This window comes from Mycobacterium barrassiae (genome assembly GCF_025822765.1).
In the GTDB taxonomy this organism is placed as follows: Bacteria; Actinomycetota; Actinomycetes; order Mycobacteriales; family Mycobacteriaceae; genus Mycobacterium; species Mycobacterium barrassiae.
In genome coordinates this window covers 370,368-393,663 of record NZ_JACKUK010000027.1, presented here as the reverse complement: position 1 = coordinate 393,663, position 23,296 = coordinate 370,368, and the positions used below count along the sequence as shown (strand labels likewise).

General features: G+C 64.7%; 25 protein-coding genes. 15 read left to right on the top strand and 10 right to left on the bottom strand.

Annotated elements, in window-relative coordinates; genetic code table 11:
- The first annotated feature begins 120 nt into the window (after nucleotides 1–120).
- Nucleotides 121–1,203 carry an IS110 family RNA-guided transposase gene (locus H7J93_RS18985; RefSeq protein ID WP_267307828.1) on the top strand — a complete coding sequence of 361 codons (1,083 nt, stop codon included), beginning with the start codon at nucleotides 121–123 and terminating at the stop codon, nucleotides 1,201–1,203.
- Between the two features lie 444 nt (nucleotides 1,204–1,647).
- Complete coding sequence (locus H7J93_RS18980) at nucleotides 1,648–2,061, top strand: hypothetical protein (protein ID WP_267307827.1); 414 nt, start codon at nucleotides 1,648–1,650, stop codon at nucleotides 2,059–2,061.
- Nucleotides 2,062–2,555: 494 nt separating this feature from the next.
- Here H7J93_RS18980 and H7J93_RS18975 read toward each other — a convergent pair whose 3' ends face one another.
- The 4 genes from H7J93_RS18975 to H7J93_RS18960 form a co-directional block, all read right to left on the bottom strand.
- Nucleotides 2,556–3,797, bottom strand: a complete 1,242-nt coding sequence (locus H7J93_RS18975; RefSeq protein ID WP_267307826.1) for a hypothetical protein — start codon at nucleotides 3,795–3,797, stop codon at nucleotides 2,556–2,558.
- Between the two features lie 173 nt (nucleotides 3,798–3,970).
- A complete protein-coding gene (locus H7J93_RS18970) occupies nucleotides 3,971–5,443 on the bottom strand; it encodes a C39 family peptidase (RefSeq protein WP_267307825.1) in 1,473 nt (490 codons plus the stop codon).
- A gap of 676 nt (nucleotides 5,444–6,119) precedes the next feature.
- Complete coding sequence (locus tag H7J93_RS18965) at nucleotides 6,120–6,347, bottom strand: hypothetical protein (RefSeq protein WP_267307824.1); 228 nt, start codon at nucleotides 6,345–6,347, stop codon at nucleotides 6,120–6,122.
- A gap of 220 nt (nucleotides 6,348–6,567) precedes the next feature.
- Nucleotides 6,568–7,239 (bottom strand): LuxR C-terminal-related transcriptional regulator, encoded by a 672-nt coding sequence (locus tag H7J93_RS18960; protein ID WP_267307823.1) that lies wholly within the window; start codon nucleotides 7,237–7,239, stop codon nucleotides 6,568–6,570.
- A 415-nt stretch (nucleotides 7,240–7,654) separates the two neighbouring features.
- Here H7J93_RS18960 and H7J93_RS18955 point away from each other — a divergent pair, with 415 nt between their 5' ends.
- From H7J93_RS18955 to H7J93_RS18940, 4 genes are read left to right on the top strand one after another with little or no spacing between them, the layout of a single operon-like run.
- Nucleotides 7,655–8,944 carry a cytochrome P450 gene (locus H7J93_RS18955; RefSeq protein WP_267307822.1) on the top strand — a complete coding sequence of 430 codons (1,290 nt, stop codon included), beginning with the start codon at nucleotides 7,655–7,657 and terminating at the stop codon, nucleotides 8,942–8,944.
- Complete coding sequence (locus tag H7J93_RS18950; RefSeq protein ID WP_267307821.1) at nucleotides 8,941–9,816, top strand: SDR family oxidoreductase; 876 nt, start codon at nucleotides 8,941–8,943, stop codon at nucleotides 9,814–9,816. Before H7J93_RS18955 ends, H7J93_RS18950 begins: the two co-directional genes overlap by 4 nt.
- Nucleotides 9,817–9,858: 42 nt before the next feature.
- Nucleotides 9,859–10,395, top strand: a complete 537-nt coding sequence (locus tag H7J93_RS18945; protein ID WP_267307820.1) for a TetR/AcrR family transcriptional regulator — start codon at nucleotides 9,859–9,861, stop codon at nucleotides 10,393–10,395.
- A 19-nt stretch (nucleotides 10,396–10,414) separates the two neighbouring features.
- Entirely contained in the window at nucleotides 10,415–11,065 is a 651-nt protein-coding gene (locus H7J93_RS18940; protein WP_267307819.1) for a TetR/AcrR family transcriptional regulator, read from the top strand.
- On the opposite strand, the gene H7J93_RS18935 is transcribed toward H7J93_RS18940, so the two are convergent.
- From H7J93_RS18935 to H7J93_RS18920, 4 genes are read right to left on the bottom strand one after another with little or no spacing between them, the layout of a single operon-like run.
- Nucleotides 11,020–11,517, bottom strand: coding sequence for a nuclear transport factor 2 family protein (locus H7J93_RS18935; protein WP_267307818.1), 498 nt, complete (start codon nucleotides 11,515–11,517; stop codon nucleotides 11,020–11,022). The genes H7J93_RS18940 and H7J93_RS18935 overlap by 46 nt on opposite strands.
- A 1-nt stretch (nucleotide 11,518) precedes the next feature.
- Nucleotides 11,519–11,827 carry a PaaI family thioesterase gene (locus H7J93_RS18930; protein WP_267307856.1) on the bottom strand — a complete coding sequence of 103 codons (309 nt, stop codon included), beginning with the start codon at nucleotides 11,825–11,827 and terminating at the stop codon, nucleotides 11,519–11,521.
- Nucleotides 11,828–11,850: 23 nt separating this feature from the next.
- Complete coding sequence (locus H7J93_RS18925) at nucleotides 11,851–12,351, bottom strand: hotdog family protein (RefSeq protein ID WP_267307817.1); 501 nt, start codon at nucleotides 12,349–12,351, stop codon at nucleotides 11,851–11,853.
- A complete protein-coding gene (locus tag H7J93_RS18920; RefSeq protein WP_267307816.1) occupies nucleotides 12,348–13,139 on the bottom strand; it encodes an enoyl-CoA hydratase/isomerase family protein in 792 nt (263 codons plus the stop codon). The genes H7J93_RS18925 and H7J93_RS18920 overlap by 4 nt, the downstream gene beginning before the upstream one ends.
- A gap of 120 nt (nucleotides 13,140–13,259) precedes the next feature.
- Between H7J93_RS18920 and H7J93_RS18915 the strand changes: the two genes are divergently transcribed.
- From H7J93_RS18915 to H7J93_RS18895, 5 genes are all read left to right on the top strand, one after another.
- The gene (locus tag H7J93_RS18915) at nucleotides 13,260–14,405 is read left to right on the top strand and encodes an acyl-CoA dehydrogenase family protein (protein ID WP_267307815.1); all 1,146 of its coding nucleotides are present in this window, start codon (nucleotides 13,260–13,262) and stop codon (nucleotides 14,403–14,405) included.
- A 39-nt stretch (nucleotides 14,406–14,444) separates the two neighbouring features.
- Nucleotides 14,445–15,203, top strand: a complete 759-nt coding sequence (locus tag H7J93_RS18910) for an enoyl-CoA hydratase/isomerase family protein (protein WP_267307814.1) — start codon at nucleotides 14,445–14,447, stop codon at nucleotides 15,201–15,203.
- 150 nt (nucleotides 15,204–15,353) lie between these two features.
- Nucleotides 15,354–16,289, top strand: a complete 936-nt coding sequence (locus H7J93_RS18905; protein WP_267307813.1) for an alpha/beta fold hydrolase — start codon at nucleotides 15,354–15,356, stop codon at nucleotides 16,287–16,289.
- A 25-nt stretch (nucleotides 16,290–16,314) separates the two neighbouring features.
- Nucleotides 16,315–16,497, top strand: a complete 183-nt coding sequence (locus H7J93_RS18900) for a hypothetical protein (protein WP_267307812.1) — start codon at nucleotides 16,315–16,317, stop codon at nucleotides 16,495–16,497.
- A 171-nt stretch (nucleotides 16,498–16,668) separates the two neighbouring features.
- Nucleotides 16,669–17,538 (top strand): cutinase family protein, encoded by an 870-nt coding sequence (locus tag H7J93_RS18895; protein ID WP_267307811.1) that lies wholly within the window; start codon nucleotides 16,669–16,671, stop codon nucleotides 17,536–17,538.
- 80 nt (nucleotides 17,539–17,618) lie between these two features.
- Here the strand turns inward: H7J93_RS18895 and H7J93_RS18890 are convergent, their stop codons facing one another.
- Nucleotides 17,619–17,945 carry a hypothetical protein gene (locus tag H7J93_RS18890; protein ID WP_267307810.1) on the bottom strand — a complete coding sequence of 109 codons (327 nt, stop codon included), beginning with the start codon at nucleotides 17,943–17,945 and terminating at the stop codon, nucleotides 17,619–17,621.
- A gap of 124 nt (nucleotides 17,946–18,069) precedes the next feature.
- Between H7J93_RS18890 and H7J93_RS18885 the strand changes: the two genes are divergently transcribed.
- The 4 genes from H7J93_RS18885 (at nucleotide 18,070) to H7J93_RS18870 (ending at nucleotide 21,789) form a co-directional block, all read left to right on the top strand.
- Nucleotides 18,070–18,492, top strand: coding sequence for a nitroreductase family deazaflavin-dependent oxidoreductase (locus H7J93_RS18885; RefSeq protein WP_372507939.1), 423 nt, complete (start codon nucleotides 18,070–18,072; stop codon nucleotides 18,490–18,492).
- 410 nt (nucleotides 18,493–18,902) lie between these two features.
- Nucleotides 18,903–19,703 (top strand): 2OG-Fe(II) oxygenase, encoded by an 801-nt coding sequence (locus H7J93_RS18880; RefSeq protein WP_267307808.1) that lies wholly within the window; start codon nucleotides 18,903–18,905, stop codon nucleotides 19,701–19,703.
- A 117-nt stretch (nucleotides 19,704–19,820) separates the two neighbouring features.
- Nucleotides 19,821–20,813 carry a hypothetical protein gene (locus tag H7J93_RS18875; protein ID WP_267307807.1) on the top strand — a complete coding sequence of 331 codons (993 nt, stop codon included), beginning with the start codon at nucleotides 19,821–19,823 and terminating at the stop codon, nucleotides 20,811–20,813.
- Nucleotides 20,806–21,789, top strand: a complete 984-nt coding sequence (locus H7J93_RS18870) for a hypothetical protein (protein ID WP_308204930.1) — start codon at nucleotides 20,806–20,808, stop codon at nucleotides 21,787–21,789. Before H7J93_RS18875 ends, H7J93_RS18870 begins: the two co-directional genes overlap by 8 nt.
- A 103-nt stretch (nucleotides 21,790–21,892) precedes the next feature.
- On the opposite strand, the gene H7J93_RS18865 is transcribed toward H7J93_RS18870, so the two are convergent.
- The gene (locus H7J93_RS18865; RefSeq protein ID WP_267307806.1) at nucleotides 21,893–23,128 is read right to left on the bottom strand and encodes a serine hydrolase domain-containing protein; all 1,236 of its coding nucleotides are present in this window, start codon (nucleotides 23,126–23,128) and stop codon (nucleotides 21,893–21,895) included.
- Between the last annotated feature and the right edge of the window lie 168 nt (nucleotides 23,129–23,296).

The window sequence follows — 23,296 nt, the reverse complement described above, 5'->3', positions numbered from 1 at the left end:
CTAGACGGTATGGAGGCTGACTCGAGGCCGAAGGCCTCGGGCTGCAAATGGACGTGGGTTGCCGATCGCGGGTGAACACTCGCATCGGTAGAGCCACAGTTGCAGATCAGGAGGCCTCCGGTGAGTTTCAACGGTACGAGTGTCGGGTTGGACGTGCACGCGCTTTCGGTGGTTGCGCATGCCGTGGATGAGGAAACGGGTCACGTCGAGCGGGCTCGGTTGTGTCCCGATCACGGTGAGATTCTGGATTGGTTGCACCGACTGCGGGGCCCGGTGCGGGTGGCCTACGAAGCTGGACCGACGGGGTTCGGGCTCGCCCGGGCGTTGACTGCTGCGCAGATCGAATGTGTGGTGGCGGCGCCGTCGAAGTTGATCCGGCCCAGCGGAGACCGAGTCAAGACCGATGCGCGTGACGCTGCGCATCTGACCCGGCTGCTGCGATTGGGCGAGATTACCGCGGTCAGGGTGCCCGAGGCCGCCCTCGAGGCCGTGCGCGATCTGGTGCGTGCCCGCGAAGACGCCCGCGCCGATCTGATGCGGGTCCGGCATCGATTGTCCAAACTACTGCTGCGCCAGGGCCGGGTGTACTCCGGTGGTCAGGCCTGGAACGGCGTGCACGAAACATGGCTCCGACGGCAACGATTCGACGATTCACACACCGCGGCGGCCTTCGATCACCACTTCGATGCGGTCCTCACCACGACGGCTGCTCGAAACCGCCTCGACGAACAGATCGCTGCCGTTGCGGCCTCACCGCGGTGGGCTGACCCGGTCAACCGACTGGGCTGCCTTCGCGGAATCTCGGCGCTGACCGGATTGGCATTGACCGTCGAGATCGGTGACTGGACACGCTTCACCGGGTCCTCGATCGGCGCCTACGTCGGCCTGGTGCCCACTGAGTACTCCTCAGGGTCATCGCGGGTGCAGGGTTCGATCACCAAGGCCGGCAACGCTCACGTCCGACGGTTGTTGATCGAATCGGCCTGGCATCACCGAGCGGCCTATCGCAATCCTGGACCGACGATGCGGGCCCGCTGGGCCAAGGTCGACCCGGTGCTCAAGGATCGCGGGCATGCCGGGAACCGACGGCTGCATCAGCAGTGGTGTCGGTTCAACGAACGCAAGAAACCGCACGTGGTGGCCAACGTCGCGGTGGCCCGCGAACTGGCCGGCTGGTGCTGGTCGCTGGCCACGCTGACCTGACAGCCGGCCACCGAACTTGATCGGGATCGGCCTGTCGGCGGCGAGGTAGGCGAACTGGACCTGCGTTACAGCTATGAGCAGCAACGGCTTTCACCGAATGTCGTTGTGACGCCCGTCCCTAGAGAGCAGCCACCGTTCGCGCCGAACCATCGTCTTGCGGTAACCAACCCGCGTATATCAGTCTGACACCACCGTCGTTGAGCAACGACCGCCGCGCACCGACTGACCCCGATCAAACGAAAGCCGCCCCGGCATCACACCCGGGGCGGCTTTCCCCTGCCTATTGACAAACAGTGCCTACATATCAGCTGTNCCACCGTCGTTGAGCAACGACCGCCGCGCACCGACTGACCCCGATCAAACGAAAGCCGCCCCGGCATCACACCCGGGGCGGCTTTCCCCTGCCTATTGACAAACAGTGCCTACATATCAGCTGTCCTCGGCATGGCCGGCACCGCGGCCGCGGCACCCGCCCACGACTCCGGGTCGACGCACTCCACGTCATCCTCCGGGGATCACGCCGGCTCGGTCTCGGCCCCGCACGTCGAGTCGTCGGCCCCGCACGTCGAGTCGTCGGCCCCGCATGTCGAGTCGTCAGCCCCGCACGTCGAGTCTTCGGCGCCGCACGCCGACGCGGCCTCGCCTGCGGGTGATGACGTAGTCCATGCCCACCTGATTCCCGGCGTCAAGCTCGTACCACCGGCCGCCGAACATCCGCAGACCGCTCACCCGACTCTGGGTTCCACGTCGAATCCAAACGAAATCGGCATGGTCTACCCGTCCGGCAGCATTTACCCCAACGCTCCCGACTACGACCCTAACTGTGGACCCGCCTGCTACGAGGTGATTGACGAGTGAGGTGCTCTACACGCAAGTGAGTTGAGCGGGTAAAGGGCAGGTGTTTCCTGAACACCTGCCCTTGCTCCGCTTTACAGCTCGGACCCCGAGGCGGCAGGCATTCAGGTGCGTCACTCCTGCGCTGGACCAGCTCACGCAAAGGCGGCGCAGCCGATCCGGAGCCTGCAGGCCGCGCGAACGCTGGGCTTATGAGTCGAAACCCGACTTGCTGCGTTACATCAACCGACGCTCGAACGTGCCCTCGATCTGCCTACCGTCCCACTCGCCCGTCAGTACCAGTCGTCCTTGTCGGGTTGGGGCACGCAGGACGATCTGGGCCGAATCTGGGTTGTGTTGCAACAAGCGTGGTCGTGCTGGCGCACGCCCACGTGGCACCTTCACCCGTCCGGCCGACGCCGACCATCACCGTCGTCGAGCCCGGGTGGATGGACCCGAATCCCGACGACGGCGAGTGACCCGCAAGCCGGAGCGCGCGGCTATCGAGAGAACCGCCGCTACGAAGCCGTCCTCCGCCGTCTGCCTACCAGTACGAGGAGCACGATCGCTCCGAGCGCCAGTACTCCGCCGACGGCCGCGACGATGACCAACGGTTTGACCCGCGCCGTTTCCGCCGTCTCCGCCGCCGCCTCGCTGCTGACCAGCTGCACTTGATAACCCGGCATCGGGCCTGGCGACGGCTTGGTGAGTCCGGGCAGCTGATTGGTGCTGGTGACCTCGAACACGCGCTCGCCGCCCGCGGTCTTGCTCCACGTTCCCCACACCGGTGTTTCGCCGTCGAGCAGGGCGCGGTGACCGCCGATCGACGGATCGTCGCCGAGGTCGGCAAGCGTCTTCACTCTGAACAGCTTCGACAGCTTGTCGTTGTACTTCAGCTGCACCAGCACGTTCTTGAAGGTGGTGGGCAGCGCGGGTTTTACGGGCGGCGGCTGACCGGGAGCTGGCTGATATCCGCCCCCGGAGAAGCTGCCAGTGGACACCGTCACCGGCTTTCCGGAGGGATCCCGGTTCACCGCGGTGAAGCTGAAGACATCGGCAACAGGCGCGCTCACTACCGCACGCTGCATCGGCGGGACCTCGACAATGCGAGTGGTGTTGTCGTAGGGGTAGATCACCTGCAGCGGCGTGCTGTACGGATTGGTGAAGACCGGCCGGTACCAATTGTCATAGCCTATCCACGACGAATTCCATTGCGACACACTGCTGCTCCATATCGAAGACGTTGCGGTGGTCGTGCTGTTGACTACCGACTCCAGTGACTCGGTGAGCTCGGTGACTTCGGTTTCCGACGCGGTGGTCGAGTCGACGTCCACCACGTCGGCGCCGTGCGCCTCGTCGAAGGCCTCCTGCGACACCTCGGCGACGTTGGGATCCGGTGTATCGGCCTCGACGCCCGTATCGGTCACGTTCGAATCCGAGTCATCCGGCGATCCGGCGACGGCCGGTTCGCCGCCGGCGCCGGGGGTATCGTCCGCGCCGGTCGCGGACTCCTCAGGGTCCTCCGAACCCAGGTTGGATTCCTCCGGCGCGGTTCCGGATTCGCCCTGGTCGGACGGAGCCGGCTCGTCGGCAGGCGGGTTTGTGGACCCGGAATTGTCGGTTACCTCGGACGAGTCACCGTCGTCGAACGGGTCGGCCAGTGCGGGTGGGACGGCACCCAACCACACAGCCGTCGTGACTGCTACCGACGATAAGGCGAGCGCGCCGCGACGGTAAACGGCGATCCGAGATTCGTTCATGTGATGATCCTTCGATCGGGCCGCCCAAAGCGGCGCGGGACGACCAGCGACAACTGACAGCCGAGATCACCCGGCGGTCGACCACCCCTTACGGCGGGGAGCTACCTTGGGATGCAATGCGTTCCGGTTCCCCCGCCAGCCAGGATGCGGGGGACCGGCGAACGGCTGCACTTCTACGCGACGTCGATCAGGAGTAGGTCCGAACCGGCGATACGGGTCGATGCCGGTCCCGGAGCCGGTTCCGGTGTCGAGTTCGCCGGCTTCAGCTGCGCGACGATGGTCTCGAAGCTGTCGGTCTGCCACGCCTTCATGAAGGCCGCCAGCGGAACTTTCATGTTTATCCCGCCGTTGACGCCCTGTTCGTTTTCGCCGAATCCGCTGTCGTTGAGGTGGACGATCCCCTTATCGAAATCGATGCCGGTGACGACCACCTGATGATCCGAGGCGGAGACCCCCTCGGGCAGCGGCTTGTTCTCGACCGCATTCCAGATGGTTCCCCCATGGAGCCCGACCGACACGGCCTTGTTCTGCTGAAGTGCGATCGCCACGGCTCTCAGCGCCAGGTTGCCCTCGTTCTTGCCATACGAGGTGAGGGTCGCTGAAATACCGTGCATATCAAGCAGTTTGATGGCGTCCTTGACGTCAACACCGTCCTGCGTCTGCAGGCCGGAGTACATCGGCCTGCCCTCGTTGACGACGCTTGGGGTGTTGCCGGCCTCCTCGGCGATCTCTTGCTCGGTTGGCGAGGTTCCCGTTAGTTGACCGATGACCATCGCCGTCGCCATCAACACGCAGTTCTGAGCTGACTGCGCCCGAAAGTACTGCTCACTCAATGTCGGTTCGCCGTACAGGCCGGTGAATTCGGCCGGGGCGGTGAACCAGTCCTGCAAGCCGTGGACGAATTCGGTGATGGCGAACGAGATGTAGTTGACGAACTCCGTCACCACGAACGCCGCCGTGTTCGCGAGTTCCGAGACCACATACGCCGCGCTTGCGACGAGCGCCCCCAGCGGAGACTCCGCGTACTGCGACGCCAGCTGTCCTTCGAGCGCTGCCTTCCGGGTGGCCTGCGCCTCAGTGAACGCCTCGATCCGCTTGACTTGGTCCTTTTGGAACGCTGCGGTTCGTTCGGCCGAAGTGGGCTCCACCGTCAAGTGATACGGCTCCGAGACCACCGTCGGCGGCGCCGCTGCCGTCAGGGCAGCGTTGTTCGAGACATTCGACGCAGGATCGATGATCAGCGGGGTTTCCGTGACCTCCGGGTTATCGCTGGTCAATTCGACTTCGGACGCCTGGTCCAGATCGCGGCGCACCAATTCGAGTGCGCCCACCAGCATTGCGCTCGCGGGCGGCGCCAGGGGGTCACCGTTTGCCGACAATGGCGAGTCAAGGCCCGACGGGTCGGACTCGAGAGCTATCGCCGAGAGCGATGGGACGGTGTCCACATACTCGACGACATCGCCTTGGTTGTCGGCGTCGCCCGATAGCGCGTCCAGCGTGACGGATACAAAGCCAATGTCACCGTTCGACTCGTCGATGCCTGTCGTACCGGAGACGGACGCGGGGGAGCCATCGTTACCGCCGGACTGGACGATGCTCGTCGCGTCGACCACGACAGCGGCGCCGTCGCTCGGCTTTGCGGTCACCGAAGGGGCGTGGTCCTGCAGGTCCGAACCATTGCTCTTCGACTGCTTTGTGTCGACCTCGACCACGACCGGCGAGGCGTTCGCCGAATCATCTACCGGGACAGTCGGATTGGTTTCACTGCCGGCTACCGGAGTAACCGAGGAGGATGTGTCAGGCTCGTCGACTTTTTTGCTCGTCGACTCGGATTCTGAATCCGTATCGCGCTCAGTAGCCGACGACGTCGACGTCTGTCCTGTGACCGAGGACGCCGGTCCCGGCCGAGTCGCTGACGGATCCGAGCCGACAGTGGACACGGGCTTGGCACGCGAGGTAGTCGAACCGGAACTATTGCCCGACGAGTCCGAATTCGTGCCTGTGGTCGACGACGTGCTCGTCGACGCAGACGAGGAGGTCGCCGATTCAGTCGATGAGCTCGTCGACTCGGAGGATGAGCCGGTCGACCCGGAGGATGAGCTCGACGACCCAGACGAACTCGACGACGAGTCTGAATCGTTCGGTGCGGCCGACGCCGCGCCCATGCCTCCGGTGCCGACCAACCCCACTACGCCGAGCGAAAAGGCAACGGCCCCTACCCGCAGCGCATGCTGTGCCGAACTCACACGAGCTCCAATGTTGGCGACGGATCTATATGCAGCGCAGCGCGAGTGGCCATGGCGCCTTTCGTCGGCGAGTGCATCAGTTGCTCAACCAGACGTACCAAAGGCCGTCGTCACCCTGACGGCAGTCCCAGTGCGTGTAGTTGTCGTTGCCCTGCGCGATCTCGACTTGCGGGCCGTCGACCTGGCAGGCCTCAAGCGTCGAGTAGCTGCCCTCGACCTGAACCTCGTCTGCGTTGGCCACTCCCAGCCCAAGCGTCAGTAGCCCGCCCGCGGCAATTGCGCCGGCGGCGATCACTCTTTTCATGCTTCATTCGCCTCTCAAATTGGTCCGAAGACCGCGCTTCGCTCCGGCGAAGGGGCCGGCGGCGAAGTGGGGTCGGGGCTAATTAACGCAGTCGTTATGTTGCTGGGTTGTCCGAAGAAGGACGAATTCATCTGTTCAGATGACAAATATTTGAAACTGTTCAGTGGCTCCGCGCATACGCGTCAGGGGTTCAACCGCTACCTGCTGCAACCGCGCTCAATCAAAGGTCGTCCACGCTGAGGATGTCGTCTTGAATCGCCCGGGCGACCAGAGCAGCCTTGGTGGGGGCCGGTCTGCCGACCGCCGCATACTTTGCCCGCACGCGTTGCAGGTGAGTCGCCACCGTCGACGGCTCGATGTACAACCGCTCGGCGACCGCATTTTTGTTCTCGGTCTGAAACCACGCGATGAGCACCTGTTGTTCGCGGCGACTCAGGCGGGGCCGCTTCCGTCGCTCTTTGTCCAGCGCCTGTGCCATTCGGGGGCTGACGTGCGGGCGGTCGCTTTGCGCGGCATAGATCGCCGCCGCCAGCACCTCTTCGGGTTCAGACCTCGCAACACATCCGACGGCGCCAGCATCCCGGGCCGCCGATACGACGTCGTCATCGATCAGGCAGGTGTAGACGATGACGCGGTGGCCCGCTGCGCAGATCTCCCGAAGCGCCTCAAGGTCCTGCCCGCCGCTCTCACAGGGCAGGTCGAACAGCACCACCGGGCCCTGAGCCGACGCGCGCCGCGTTGCCACGAACTCCGCGGTACTGGAGAAATGGCCGATCATTTTGATGCGGGGGTGGCTGCCGTGCAACCACTCCTCGATGCCGACATACACCACTCGATGGCTGCCCACGACGACGACCGATGTCGACCGCTCGCCTTCATTGGGCGGTGCCACGCCGCCAACCCCCTTACATCGCCGACCCTGCAGTTACTTGCTCGAAGAGGCAGGTGTGGCGCCACGAATTCGACGAGGACGAAAAACTGAGTCCACCGTATTCTTAGCAAGCCTATGCATCCATGCTTTGGATGCCCCATGCCGTCCGCGTCGAAACATGGCGGACTGGACTGGTACACACGGTGATTCGGCGGGTGGAATGCTGTGCCGTTCTCGAGCCGAGATGTCGAGCACATCTCGCGTCGGAGCGAACGGCCGACGATACGGACCGCGCGAGTAAGCGAATTTACGTTATGACGGGCGATGGAAGCTGAAAGGACGTGTCAAGGCTCTTCTAACCATAATTCATATTATGTTATTGTGCGATCCGTCACTGTTGGCACACTCCGCAACGACGCGTAGCAAAGGAGCCGCGATGACCGGCATCGCCATCAAACGTCCGCACGACCCGATCGATCTCTCCGCCGAACGACTGTGGTCGGGTCCCTCCGAGGAACGCGACCGCTTGTTCGCCGAACTGCGTCGCGACCGGCCGGTGAGCTGGCAACGCCCCATCCGTAGCCCGATGATGGACGCGCTGGATCAGCCCGGTCCGCCCGGCTACTGGGCGATCACCCGCCGCGACGACATCGTGACTGTCAGCCGCCATGCCGACGTGTTCTCCTCGGCCACCGGCGGTGTGATGTTCGAGGACTTTCCCGACGAGGTGCTCGAGGCGGCGAGTTCGATCCTGTCCATGGACGAGCCCCGCCACGGCAAGGTCCGCCGCGTCATCAGCTCGGTGTTCACCCCTTGCCGCATCGCCATGATCAGCGACCAGATCTACGACCAGGCCCGCCAGATCGTCGACGATCTCGCCAACGAGCCCAGCGGTCAGGCGGAGTTCGTCCACGCGGTGAGTGCTCGGCTGCCGATGTGGACAGTCTCGGAGATGATCGGCATCCCGAAGGAGCGGCACCAGGAAGTGGCCGAGGCTGCCGCGCCTCTGACCGCCTGGGACGACGAAAGTACCGCGGCCACAGACGCTCTCACCACCATGTTCACCGGGATCACCACCCTGCACGCCCGATGCCAGGAGCTCATCGAGGCCCGCCGCGCCACCCCGCGCGACGATCTGATCTCGGCGCTGGTGCAGGCCGAGGTCGACGGTGACCGGCTGACCGACGACGAGATCCGCGCGTTCTTCGTGCTGTTGTGCGTCGCAGGCAACGACACCACCAAGCAGACCACCAGCCACGCCCTGCTGGCATTGACCCGCCATCCTGACCAACGTGCCTATCTGCTCGACGATTTTGATGCGCGAATCGATGTGGCCATCGAGGAGTTCGTCCGCTGGGCCTCTCCGGTGTTGACGTTTCGCCGCACCGCCCTGAAACCATTCGAGCTGTCCGGCATCACGATCGAGCCCGGGGAGCATGTGGTCCTGTTCTACAACTCGGGCAACCGCGACGAGCAGTGCTTCGACGACCCCTACCGATTCGATCTCGGCCGCAAACCCAACCCGCACATCGGCTTCGGCGGCGGAGGCCCGCACTACTGCCTCGGCAGCCACGTCGCCAAACTGCAACTCAAGGCGATCTTCAGCGAGCTCTTCCACCGGTTGCCCGACATCGAGGCGGTCGGCGAACCAGATTACCTGACAAGCACTTTCATCAACGGCATCAAGAAGCTGGACGTGCGCTTCACCCCGGAGAGGACAGCATGAGCAACGGCGATCGCATCAGGGCCAAGACCATCGCCATCACCGGCGCTGCCCGCGGCATAGGCTACGCCACCGCAGCGGCACTGCTGGCGCGCGGAGCGACGGTGATCATCGGGGACCGGGACACGGAAGCTTTGGCCGACGCATTGAACCGACTCCATCCGCGCGGTGCGGTCACCGGACACCACGTCGATGTCACCGACCGCGAGTCGTTCGCCACGTTCCTGGATCAGGCTCGTGCAGACGGGAACGGGCGCATCGACGTCCTGATCAACAACGCGGGCGTGATGCCAGTCGGATCGTTCATCGAACAGTCGCCGGTATCCATCCGCGCCGCACTGGAGGTCAACCTCGCCGGCGTCATCAACGGCTGCCACCTGGTCCTGCCCGAGATGACGGCCCGTCGTGACGGTCACGTCGTCAACATCTCTTCCATGGCCGGACTGGTCGCCGTGCCCGGTCAGGCGGTGTACGCCGCGACCAAGTTCGCGGTGGTCGGCCTGTCTACCGCACTGGCCGACGAGTACGCACCGCACGGCGTTCATGTCTCGGCCGTCCTACCGACCTTCACCAAGACCGAACTCATCGCGGGCACCACACCGAGCGCCGCGCAGGGCTTGGTCACGCCCGAGGACGTCGCCGCTGCGGTCGTCAAAGTTCTCGACAAGCGGTTGGGACAGCTGTCGGTGCCCGGCCATCTGCGCTCGCTGGGACGCTTCATCGCGCTGCTGAGGCCGCGTGCGCGCCGCTTCATCAACCGCCGAATGGGCAGCGACCGCACATTCCTGGAATACGACGCCGACCAGCGCCGCGCCTACGAGATACGGGCACGCGCCTCGGCAGCGACGGAATCCGCCCGACCCGAGGTGCGATAATTCCGTCGGTGTTGCGATCCGCCGGACAACCCAGGGAGAACCGTGGCGACCGTCAATCGACTCGACTACTTCCAGGGCGCCCTTGATCTACTGGCGAAAGACGGGTTCGGCGCGCTGCGGCAGAACACGTTGTGCCGGTCGCTGGGGATGACCACCGGCTCGTTCTACAACTGGTTTCGCGACTGGAACGACTTCGTCGACCAGTTCCTGGCGTACTGGGAATCGGAGCTGACCGAGCGAATCGCCGCCGAGGCCAGCAAGACCGCCGATCCGGCGGCGCGCCTGGATCGGCTGCGCGAACTCGCGCGCGCCATTCCGCATGACGCTGAGGTCGCACTCCGAGCCTGGGGTAACACCGACGCCCGGGCGGCACGGGTACGTGACGAGGTCGACGCGATCCGTCGCAAACTGATCTTCGACGCCGTGCACGGCCTCATCACAGACCCGACTCTCGCGGGACGCTTGGCAGGCCTGGGCCTGTCGATCGTCATCGGCCATCAGCACCTCGATATCGCCGAAATGGACTGGTCCCTCGGCCAATTCATTGCACTCGTGCGACTACACGCGGACGTCCGATGAAACGTCCGCTCACGAATCGATGACGGCCGACAGCGCGCCTTCCCGACGCGAACTGCAGCGCGCGGCGTCGGTCGCGCGCATCGTCACCGCCGGCGAGGAACTGCTTGCAGAGGCCGACCGGTTCTCCGATATCTCTGTGGAACAGGTCATCTCACGCGCTCGCGTCTCCCGCTCGACGTTCTACAGCTACTTCGATGACATGGGTCATCTGTTGCGGGCGGTCGGCGAGAGTGTGGTCGGCGAGATCGTCGAATCGGCACGTAAGTGGATGGACCTCGACACCGGCGTCACGCAAGACGAACTGGTGCAGATTTTCACGGATTTGGTGCAGACCTACCGGCGCCGTGCGACGCTGCTCGCCGCGCTGGCCGACGCGTCGGCATACGACCCAGGTGTCCGCAAGGAGTTCCACCGACTCTTGACGATCGGGCATGTCGAACTCGCCAAACACATTCGCCGCGCTCAAGCTGCCGGCGGCGCACGGGCGTCGATCGATCCCGAACCTACCGCCGCCTGGCTGGTGTGGATGGTGGAACGCGGTCTCTACCAACAGATTCGTCCCGCCGACGCCGATGGCGTGCCACACCACGTGGCCGCGCTGGCCGCCATCGTGTGGCACGCACTCTACGCACCGGAGACGGGGTCGCCGCGGAGGAGCGAAAGCAGGTAGGAACCGCCGATCAGGCCATTGCGCGGCGGTAGTGCGCCGTATTGCCGCATCATCTCGGTGATCTCGTACTGCGCGAGATACTGCGACAGCAGGCCGTCGCGGAACCCGAGGAAGATGTCGCAGCCGTAGGTCGAAAACCGCCCGTCGCCGAATCGGGCCGGCGCGCTGCCGCTCTGCCGGAACAAGTACAGCGCTTTGCCGTCGGCCGGTGCGGTGAAGAACTGCACCTCCTCGAACTGCACATCCGGCATGACCTTCCAGATCATGTCCACGTAGGCGGGCATGCCGTCGATACCATCGATCACGTCGGGCCAGAAAACGGTGTCTTCCCACCGAATCTCAGGATGCAGCAGCTCGAGCACTCGGTCGGTGTCGTGCGAGTTCCACGCACGATCCCAGCGGTTGCCGAAGTCGCGCAGAAACTCCTCGCTCTGCGGTGCATCAGCCACCATCTCAACTCCTCTCGATCTCCGGACCCACTCGCCGGGCGGTCAAGGTGGTCACTGCGCACAGCTGGCTGCCTGCACTGTGTCCCGTCACCTGGATTACGGCGAAGTTCTTCCCGACGTGATGTGCCCGCGCCGTCACACTCACCGGCGCCCCCGGGACCCCCGATCGCAGAAATGCGGTGTGGATGCGGGCCGTCGTCAGTTCGGGGCTGCGCCGGGCGATCAAGTTCGTAGCAGCGCGATCGGACAGACACGCCCACAACCCACCGTGCAGGACGCCGAAGTCGTTGACCCAGCCCGTCGTGTCCGGCATCGTCACCTGCACACCGTCGGTAGTCACCGAGTATTGCAGTCCGAGAACGTCATCCAGGGTGCCCGTCTGCACATCGATCGTGTGCCAGGCAACGTCGGTGCCCTCGAGGTGTCCGTTGGGGGCCATGGTGATGGTGCGTGCTGTGCTGTGCCCACCGCCTGCACCTTGCCCGTGGCATCGGTGATCGCGCATTCGGCGAATGCGGCGTGGTGTTCGTGTCTGACGAGTCGGGCTTCGCCGCTGAGCGCACCGCGTGCCGGCAGGTCGCCGACGATGTCCAACGTCACCTCGGTGGTCAGCGTCCACCACCCGGCGGGTCTCACCATGAAGGCCGGCTCACCGAGGATGTGGTCGGCCAGCACCATCAGCGCACCTGCCGGGATCCGGTTGTGTTCGTCGAGCACCCATGGCGCAGGATCGAAGTCGCACCCGCCGGGCCGGCAGTTGCGGGCGCCGAACCGTGCTTCCACCGAACCGGGGTCGGCCACCGCACACGGAACAGCGTGCGTGCCGAGCGTCGTCATCGCGCCGATCGTTCGGTGGCGCGGCTCGCGCCGGATTTCAGCCGCTTGAGTCCCTCGTCGAGTTGGCGGGTGAAGAGGCCGCGCTGGAGCAGATCGTGCGTGACCCGTAGTTCGTAGGCCGTCGCGCCGATATGGTCCATGTTCTGGGCGCGCAGCGCGACCTCTTTGAGGATGGTGGTCAGTTCGGCGCCGGCCTCGGCGATCTGCTTGGCCAAAGTCAGTGCGGTGTCCCGCAATCGGCCGACGGGAACCACCTCGTCGACCAGCCCCACGCGCGCCGCTTCGTGCGCGCTGACCGGATCGCCGGTGAAGAACATGCGGCGGGCCCGCTGGGTGTTCATCTTGGCCAGCATCCCGTGGTAGAAGCCGTTCATCGCGTACTTCACCTGGGTGGAGCCGAAGACGGCGTTCTCTGAGGCGATGGTGATATCGCACATGTTGGCCACGTCCATGCCGTAACCGGGGGCGACGCCGGCCACCGCGGCGACCGTGGGTTTGCGGTAGTCGTAGAGGTCGGTCATCAACCGTAAGGCCAAGTCGGTGAAACGATTTCGATCGTCACCCTCGGTGCCCTGCAAGACGTCCAACGCCCAGCCCGCGCAGAAGTAGTCCTCGTTGCCGATGATCAGCACGGCGGCGACCTCGTCGTCGTAGGCCCAGTCCGCGAGCGCGGCAATCAGCGCCTCGTGCAGTTCCCACCCGAGCGCGTTGCGCTTCTCCGGGTGGTTGAGCTGGAGGATGCCCACCCCGTCCTCGATGCTGGTGAGCAGATAGTCGTGGCCGTCCATGCCGTCCTTGTAGTCCTCACGCGAGCGGGTCAGGAGCGCTGACCGCGCCCATCCGCAGGAAACTGTACATGGTGTTCGAGTTTTTATGCAAAAAGTCGAACACCATGTACGGTCTCTGCCATGACCCGGCCGGTCTACAGCGACGAGCACGAGCAGTTCCGGTCCACCGTCGCGCGTTTCATCGCGTCGGAGGTGGCGCCCCACTACGCGCGGTGGGAACACGACAAGCGGGTGGATCGGGCGATGTTCGCCGCTGCCGGAGCGCACGGCATGCTGCTGTTCGCCACCCCGGAGCGGTTCGGCGGCGCCGGCGTCGACGACTTCCGGTTCAACGCGATCCTCAACGAGGAGTTCGCAAGGTCGGGCTACCCCTCTGCCGGCATGGGGCTGGTGCTGCAGAACGACGTCGTCGCCGCCTACCTGACCGACATGACCTCCGAGGAGCAGAAGGAGCGCTGGCTTCCTGGACTGACCAGCGGCGAACTCATCGGGGCCATCGCCATGACCGAACCGGGCGCAGGCAGCGACCTGTCGGGCATCAGCACCCGTGCGGTCCGCGACGGTGACCATTACGTCATCGACGGCTCCAAGACCTTCATCTCGAACGGACAGAACTGCGATCTCGTCGTGGTGGCGGCCCGCACCGGCGAGGACCGGCACCGAGGTCTGTCCCTCTTCGTCGTCGAGGCCGACACCCCCGGATTCGAGAAGGGACGCAACCTCGACAAGCTCGGTCTGCACGGACAGGACACCAGCGAGCTCAGCTTCACCGGCGTCCGCGTTCCAGCCGCCAACCTGCTCGGCAACGAAGGCGACGGCTTCTACCAACTGATGCGCAACCTGCCACGGGAACGACTGTCTTTGGCCGTCAGCGCGGTGGCCGCCGCCGAGGGAGTGCTCGCCACCACCCTGGAATACGTCAAGCAGCGCACCGCCTTCGGCAAGCCCATCGGCGCCTTTCAGCACAACAGATTCCTGCTGGCCGAGCTGTGCACGGAAGTCGAGATCGCGAGGGTGTTCGTCGACCACTGCGTGGAACTGCATGCGCGCAATGAACTCAGCGCCACCAGTGCAGCCAAGGCGAAGTGGTGGACCACCGAACTGCAGGTTCGGGTGGCTGACCGGTGCCTGCAGCTGCACGGCGGCTACGGCTATATGCGCGAGTACTCGGTGTGCCGGGCGTTCGCCGACGCCCGGATTCAGACCATCTACGGCGGGACCACCGAGATCATGAAGGAAATCATCGGCAAAGACCTTGGGCTGTAACCCTTTTCACCGAACACCCTGCCCACCGAACCCGAAGGAATGACCATGTATACCGAGATTCTCACCGACATCACCGACGGCGTCGGCACCATCACTTTCAATCGGCCGGACCGTCGCAACGCGCTGAGCCTGGAGGTGCTGGGCAACCTCAGCGACTGCCTCGACGATTGGCGCGCCAACGACGATGTCGCCGCCGTGGTCATCACCGGTGGTGACAGCGTGTTCTGCGCAGGACTGGATCTCAAACTGCAATCCGGGTTCACCGATGAGTTGCGCGGCACCTACTCCGATGCGTGCCTGCGCGCCTACGGCACGCTGCTGGACTACCCGAAGCCGACCATCGCCGCGGTCGCCGGGCCTGCACTCGGCGGCGGCTGCGACATCGCGGTCTTCTCCGACATCCGCATCGGCTCCGACGACGTCATCATGGGATACCCGCAGATCAAGATGGGCTTGACCCCGTACTTCTCCCCGCTGTGGAAGATCGTCGGGCTCAGTCAGGCCAAGCTGCTGACCTTCTCCGGTGACCGCATCGATGCCGCTGAGGCATTCCGCATCGGTCTGCTGGACCGACTCGTCCCCGCCGGGCAGGCCGTCACCGCCGCAACCGAACTCGCGAAATCGATCGCGGAGACCACCACCGCGTCGGCCATGATCAACAAGGAGATGGCTCTGCGCTCGCCCGCCATGGACCCGATCGCCGCGCTCACCTACGAGACGCTGGCCTACCGCGAGGTCATCTGGCATCCCGACGTCATCGAGCGCATCGGCAACGCCTACCGCAACCTGCGCAAGTAAGTGCACACGCGTGTCTGAGCACAATGCGCAGAAGTTGCGGCATCGCGCGTTGCGTGGCTTGTGCGCATAAGCGCGACAACGCATGGGGCCATCCCTACCTTCTAAAGCAGGAAGCGCTCGAGGGCGCATGGGATCGGCAGGGAGACAACAGTGTTCGCAACTGATGAGGACGTACCGACCTTGGGCTATCTCGATCGCAGAGTGACCGCTAGCGACGGTGTGCGACTCGCGGTTCGCGACTTCGGCAGCGCCGACGCGGAGCACACCATCGTGCTGATGCACGGACTGTGCCTGACGCAAGACAGCTGGGCAGCCCAGGTCCGCGATCTCGTGCAACGGTGGGGCAATTCGATCCGAATCATCACCTACGACCACCGTGGCCACGGCGCCTCGTCGTCGGCGCCCATGCGCACCTACCGGATCGGGCGGCTCGCCGCCGACCTGGCCAACGTGTTATCCGCACTGAACGTGAGTGGCGCGTTGACGCTCGTCGGGCATTCGATGGGTGGCATGACGGCGCTCGAGTACCTCGGACGCCCCGCCGCTCATCGACCAGTCGAGCCGAGCGGGCTGGTCCTCGTCGCGACCGCGGCGGGCAAGCTCGCCGAGCGGGGGATCGGGCGCCTGATCGCCACACCCGCCACCGAAATGCTGTGTGAAATCGTCGAATGCGCACCGAGGTTCGCCACTGACCGGGCGATCAAGTCCATCGTGAAACCACTCAGCGATGCTCTCCTGGCGATCCCTGGCCTCAACCCACACGCGCGGACCGGATTGGCTGCGCTGCCGAAGAACACACTGACGACCGCGGCCGGTTTCCTGCTGGGACTCAAGCACTATGACCGATACGACGCACTCGAGTCGATCACCGCCAAGGCCGTGGTGGTCAGCGGTGGAATGGACTTCGCGACCCCGGTGTCACATTCCGACGATCTGGCTGACGCGATCGCCGGCGCCGTCCACGTGCACGTGCCTTCGGCGGGCCACATGCTTCTGCACGAGGCGCCGCAGCAAGTCAGCAGTGCCATCGGCCTCGCGCTGTCGGCGACGGGTGGTGCGCAGGGTTCACTCGCGACGGTCTCGTAGTCGCCGCGGAGCCCTATGCTGAAGCGTGTCGACCCGGGTGCTTCGAATGCTCGGCTGGCTGTTCGTGTTGATCGCGTTCACCGCGGGCGGACTTCAGTTCGCGGCGTTCACAGCGAGTGAGCACGGCCTGCGCCACCTGATACTCGCGATCTTCGCGCTGTCGGTTGGCGTCAGTGTCGTGATCGCATTGCTGCGGCGTCGGAGGTGACCAGGCCGGGGGAATCACATTGTGGCGCACCCCAATTAAATTTTCAGTGGCGACAATAACGCCTCACGAATTTCTTAGTGGTTGATCTGTCGGGCAACCAAAGTTTGGCTTTTCTCTGAGTATTCCTCCGCTCGGAGCGCGGCGTGTAGCGCTGCGTGTCAGCATGAGCACATGGGGGCATTTCGAACGATTGGGGTACTGGGCGCCGCAGCAGCCGCAACTGCGTTGCTGCAAAGCGCCTCTGTGCCCGCCGTGCATGCAGCGCCGTGTCCTGACGCCGAGGTGATATTCGCCCGCGGCACCACCGAGCTACCTGGCGTCGGCCCGACGGGGGAGGCGTTCGTCAAATCGTTGCAGTCTCAAGTCGGTCCGAAGTCGCTCAGTGTGTATGCGGTGAATTACCCTGCCACCACTGACTTTCGGACCGCTGTCGACGGCATCAACGATGCCCGCGCCCGTATCCTCGCCACGGCTGCCGCGTGCCCTGAAACCAAGATGGTGCTCGGCGGCTTCTCCCAAGGCGCAGCAGTCATGGGCTTTGTCACCGCGAATGTCGTACCCGACGGAGTAACGGACATGGCGGTGCCCGCGCCGATGCCGCTCGAGGTCGCCGAGCACGTCGCCGCGGTCGCGTTGTTCGGTAAGCCGTCGGCGCGCTTCATGCGGGCGATCAATGACCCGCAGATCGTGATCGGGCCCCGCTACGTAGACAAGACCGTCGATCTGTGTGTCGAAGACGACCTGGTGTGCGATCCCGATGGCAGGAGCTTCGGTGTGCACAGTCGCTACCCCGAGGTCGGGCTGGCGAATGAAGGAGCGACGTTGGTTGCCCACAAACTTCTGGCGAGCTGGACGGAGGAGGCCGCCACCGAAACGCCGGAGTCGACTGCGCCGGCTCAGCCGCAGGCCCCCGCGTTGTTGTCCGTGCCCGTCGCAGGTCAGCCGCATGCCGGCGGTTCGACGCTCCGGGCGCCTGGACCGCTGCCGGGTCCCGCACCGGCGCCGGCTGTGCCGCCGGGCCCAGCGCCCTTCGCGCCCTGAGGACCACACATGGCCCTCGACCGGCTTCTAGGTTGCGCGCAGCTGCGGACGCTACTCGGAATCCTGCGCGCGGCCGCGGATCAGTAGTCGGGCGTCGACACTTCGAGGAGTGACTGATCCGGCTCCGCCGGCTGGTCGCCGCGGACGTCCGGCGGGTTGGAGACGGGTTGGCTCTGGACATTGCATTCCGCGCCGCTGACTCCGGCCGGGCACCCGCTCGCGGGTGAGTTGGGGACAAGGTACGGAACACAATGGCCGGTATAGAGATCCCCGTCCTCGCCCGGCGCACATTGGGCAAGCGACGCGGGCTGACCGGGGTGGCCGAGAATGACCGCCGCAATCAGCGGTGCCGCCAGGAACGCACCTGCGATGGCCAGTCGTCGCGTGGTTTGAAGAAGGGTTTGCATCGTGCTCCCCGCTTTCAATTGTTTGTCGATTGGCTCTGCCGCGACCCTACCGCGATAGCCACGTGGGCTGCGGTATCTCAAGTCGCAGGGAATGAGGCGTCCGGCCGGCGCGTTGAAGGGTTTCGTGACCGAGCAACCAAAGCTGAGCCCTACCGACTGGGTCCGTGAGCAGACCGAACGCATCCTGGAACAGGGTACGACCGACGGTGTCCAGGTGCTCGACCGTCCGATCGTCCTGTTCACCACGACCGGCGCCAAGACCGGTGCGAAGCGCTATGTGCCGCTGATGCGGGTCGAGGAGAACGGCCGATACGCCATGGTGGCGTCAAAGGGCGGCGCTCCTGAGCACCCATTCTGGTACTTCAACGTCAAGGCGAACCCCGAGGTGACGGTCCAAGACGGCGACAAGGTCGCCACGATGACCGCACGGGAAATCCACGGCGCGGAACGCGAACACTGGTGGAAGCTTGCGGTGGAGGCGTACCCGCCGTACGCCGAGTACCAGACGAAGACGGAACGGCAGATCCCGGTTTTCGTCGTCGAGTAGTAGATACGCGCAAACACGCCGAACGGCGTGGTCCGTGTGCCGAATTCGATGCGCCGCACGATCGAGACCGACATGCGGTGGTCAAGGTTTTAGGCGTCGTCGCGTCACTACAGCCTGCGTTTGCGGGTTGACGGCGTGCCGGGGAGCGTGCTCCAATAGAACGAAAGTAAATACTTACTTCCGTTAGAGGAGCTATGAATACCCCCGCCGTACCGGCCGACGCGTCGGTCAGCAGCCGCCGAGTGACCGACTCAAACGGGGCGGGGGCAAGTAAGGCTGTTGTAAACCGTTGGACGCCTGCGGGAAGCGCGGAAGCGAACGCAGAGTCACTTCTGAACATCGCCGAACTCGAGCGGAACGCATCCGAGTTACGCCGCCAATTCCATGCGGCGCAACCCTTTCCGCACCTGGTGGTCGACGACCTCCTGCGCCTCGACCCTTCGGCAGCCAACGCCTTTCCGGATAGCTCATGGCCCTTGTGGAACGAAGTGGACGACGGCTACATCCGAAACAAGCGGTTCTGCTTTGAAATCGACCGCATTCCGGAACCGTATAAAGGCCTCATCCGGGAGCTCAACGAGCCGCCGTTCCTGCGAGTGCTCGAACAGATCACCGGCATCAAGCAGTTGCTCCCGGATCCCTATCTGTACGGCGGTGGCATACACGTCAGTGGCCCGGGCGGAATCCTCACGCCGCACACCGACTTCCACTTCTATCGCTTCTTGAATCTGTACCGACGCATCAACGTCATCGTGTACTTGAACGAGGGCTGGACGGCGCAGGACGGCGGTTGTCTGTCGTTCTACGACCAAGAGGGCCGCGCCGTCGACACGGCCGTGCCGGGGTGGGGTAGGGCCGTCATCTTCCGCACCGATGACCAGTCGGTACACGGTTACACCGATCCGATCGCCGACGGCCGTTGGCGGCGATCCGTCGCGCTCTTCTACTACACGGCCGCCCCGGCCAAGAACTTCAGTGGCGACGAGACCACCTACTACCGGCAGCACGGGGATCAGCATGGGCTGAGCCGGAAAGCGCGCATGACGCTCTTCACCGCGATGATGGCCGTCAGCCGCAACATCAGCATCCTCGCGCACATCGTGAACCCCAATATGGGCATCCCGGCGGTGAAGGCCTATCTGGCCTACGTCCGGAAGATCAAGCGCGAGCGCGCGGAATCCGCTCGTACGTCCACGAATCAAGAGGATTAGCGTCAGTCCGGACTCGACCGCGCGGCGTTGACTCCCGCACGGCCGCCCCGCGGTCTAGCCTGATCGTGCCAAATGAGGCGCGAGTGCCTAGTACCAGCGGAGCACGAGGAGGGCGCGGTGGTGGTCAAATCTGACACCGTCTTCCGCACGCTCTTGACACGACATAACCGCGACCGCGCCGTGCTGGCGGTGGTCTTCCTTCTGCTCTTCGTCTTCTCCTACAGCGAAGACATCGTGTTCGCGGTGCTCGATGCGACCGGCAACGACCACGTGCTCGGTTGGATCGTCGGGCTGGTCGGACTCGACGCGGCCGTGCTCGCCGTGGTCGGTCTGCTCAAGCGTGAGATTGCGCAAGCCGACGGTGGGGTCCAACGGCTGTGGCGCCCATGGTGGATCGCGTTCGCCACTGTGGTCGTCCTCGACGTGTTACTGATTCTCCTTCCGGACGAGCACCCGCTGTGGCTCGACATCGCGATGTCCGTCGGGATGGCCTGCCTGATGGGAGTCCTGATGGCGTTGTCGCTCAACGTCTCTCCGCTGGTGTTGTTCGGCAAGGAGTGGCGCGCCGCGGCGCCGGCCGATTGGGAGCGCGTTCGCGCGGTGGTTCCGCTTGTCATCGGAACCTTCGTCCTTTATCTCGCCTCCACCGCCTTCGACGATTTCTTCGATCTCGACACCGTGCGGATCCTCGATCCCGAGATTGCGGCCGAAGTCGCGGCCATGCCATTGGAGGAACAGCTCGGCGCCAACGCGACCCTGTGCGAGGGGGCGGTGAGCCCGGCGTTCTTCCAGCAGGTCGTCAAGGTGATCCCATTGCTGCTGCTCACACTTGGCGTGGAGTTCAACTACTTCCGGCGCACGCTGGCCGAGCCCGTCCAACGCGCTGCCGCTGCTGCCACCGTGACCGTCATGTCGACCGGGCTGGCGCTGGCGATCTCCACACTGCCGTGGGGCGGCAGCGGTTGCGGTGAAGTGCTGGGTTATTGGCATGAATACCTGACGTTCGTGATCGCCGTGCAGGGCGTCGCCACGGGCCTGGCGACGCTCGTGTGGGTGCTTGTGGTGAGCGACCCAGACCGACGCAACACCTCGGGAGTCGACAGTGTCTGAAGCAATCTCACCTCCGCGGGCAGATCGCGCGGTCTTCGGCGTCGTCTTCCTCATGGTGTTCGCGTTCTCCTACAGCGAGCAGGTCGTGTCACAGCTGTTTCCGTCCACCGGCTCCCGCCAAGAGATGGCATGGCGGATCGCGGTGATCGTCGTCGACGCCGCCGTGCTCACCCTCGTCGGCTTGATGAAGCGTGCGATCACGCGGGCGGACGGTGATGCGCCGCGGCTTTGGGGTTGGTGGTGGACGGGCGTCGCCATCCTGATCGGTATCGACGGGTTCCGACTCATCTCCCTGGATTCGATCGGCGTGGACGTGGTGACCGCGACTGTCTACGCCGCCGCAATGGGTTTCACCATCGCCGCATCGCTGAATGCCGACCCGCTCACCCTGGTCAACAGCGAGCGACGGCTGAGGTTGCTCGTCGACTGGTCCCGGGTGCGGGCAATCGTCCCGCTGGTCATCGGAACCTGGCTTTGTTACCTGGCGGCGACTGCCTACGTCGACCTCTTCGACATCGACACGATTCGGACGCTGGGCCCGGCGCTCGAGGCCGAGATCGCGAATCTCTCGGAGTCAGAACAGATGTCGGTGCTCTCGCAACTCTGTCAGGGTGCGATCAGCCCGGTGTTCTTCCAGCTGGTGGCGGAAGTGATACCCGTCCTGTTGCTGGCGCTCGGCGTCGAGTTCAACTACTTCCGCCGGACGCTGACCGACGCCGGCCAGCGCGCAGCGACCGCAGCCACGGTGACGGTGCTGGCGGCCGCGTTGGTCGCGACGCTCTCCACCCTTCCGTGGGATGGCCAGGGATGCGGCGACGTGCTGTCCCGCTGGCACGAGTACATCGCGTTCCTGCTGACGGTCCAGGGCATCTTCACAGGGCTGGCGACACTCGTCTGGCTGCTCGTCGCCAGCACACCGGACGGCCCCGCGGGCGCCGATGATGCGGCCGAAGCGGTGGGGTCGGTCGAGGAGTGAGGAAGCAAGTGCGGGGGCCTCGTCGGGTAAGGTCCCCGCACCTGCTGACAGCAGATTCGCGCGCGGCTCTTGGAAATTTCTTGGAGCGCCAGTCAGCCGACGATCACCGCGGCTTGGTGGTCGTCGGCGCGGACGGCGGTGGCGTCACATCGGGCGGCTGAACCGCCTCGCCCATTGTGTAGACGTTGTCCGGAGTGATGATCTCGGTGATCGCCTTGGCCAGCAGAGTGCTCGGTTCCTGGTCCTGATATTCGATGTCGGTGTTGGTGAAAATCACTAGCGTCGTTTGCTTTTCCGGGAGGTATACACCGACGGTCTGGTAGCCGGGCAGGCTGCCGTTGTGTCCGATCCAGCCGCCGAGGTTGAAGATTCCCACCCCGTAGCCGTCGCCGGGCGGCGTGCCTGGGGGAGTGACGGTCTGCAGCCGCTGCGCCTGCATCTCCGGCGTCAAAAGCTTTCCGGTCGCCAGTGCAGGCACCCAGATGTGCATGTCCTCGAGGGTGGAGATCATCGCGCCTGCGGCCCACCCCCATGACGGATTCCAGTCGGTGGCCGTCGTCACCGCATTGTCGGCGTCCTGCGTGGTGTAACCCTGCGCGTGCGGCTTCGGGAACGCGTTGGTCGTCGGAAAGCTGGTGTGCCCCATATCCAACGGCTGAGAGATGTGCTCGCGGATGTAATCCGGCAGCGATTGCCCGCTGACCTTCTCCACGACCAGGCCGAGCAGAACGGTGTTGGTGTTGCAGTACAGGAAGCCCTCGCCGGGCGGGAACTCCATCGGTTCGGCGAATGCGTAGTCGAGCAGCTGTTGCGGCGTGAAGTTCTGGAACGGGTCCTCGAAGAACGCCTGCTGGAAGGCGCTCGTCGAGGAGTAGTTAGGCAGCCCGCTCTGCATGCGCGCGAGCTGCCTCAGTGTGATCGTGTCGCCCTCGGGGACGCCGTCGACGAATTTCGAGATGGGATCGTCGAGCCCGAGCTTGCCCTGATCTGCCAGCTGCAGCACGCCCGTCACGGTGAATGTCTTTGTCTGACTACCGATCCGGTGGTAGAAGTCCGTCTTCATCGGTTCCCCGCCGGCCTGGTCGGCGACGCCGAACGTCTGCACGAAATCCCCGTCGGGACCCCAGATGCCCACGATCGCACCGGGGATCGACGTTTCGTCCATCGTCTTGTTGATCGTATCGTTGAGCCGCTGCACGACTCCGGCGTCCAACCCGTTGTCCGCTCGCGCGCTCGTCGACGTGCTCTGCGACGTCGAATCCTGTCCGCATCCGGCGACCAACACGAGTACCGCCACCACCGCGAGAAGCCTGCACCGTCTGAACGCTCTTGCCGCCATCGCTCATCCCGTCGTTCGGAGTCTGAGCATCACCATAGGGCGCAACGAAGGTCCGCGGCGTGCCAACGAGGCGCGTCGCGATCTGCGAGACTGAGCACTTGTCGCTGCGGTCCACCCCCGAAGGAGGATGCCGGTCGTGCACATTCGCACCACCGACGGCCACGCACC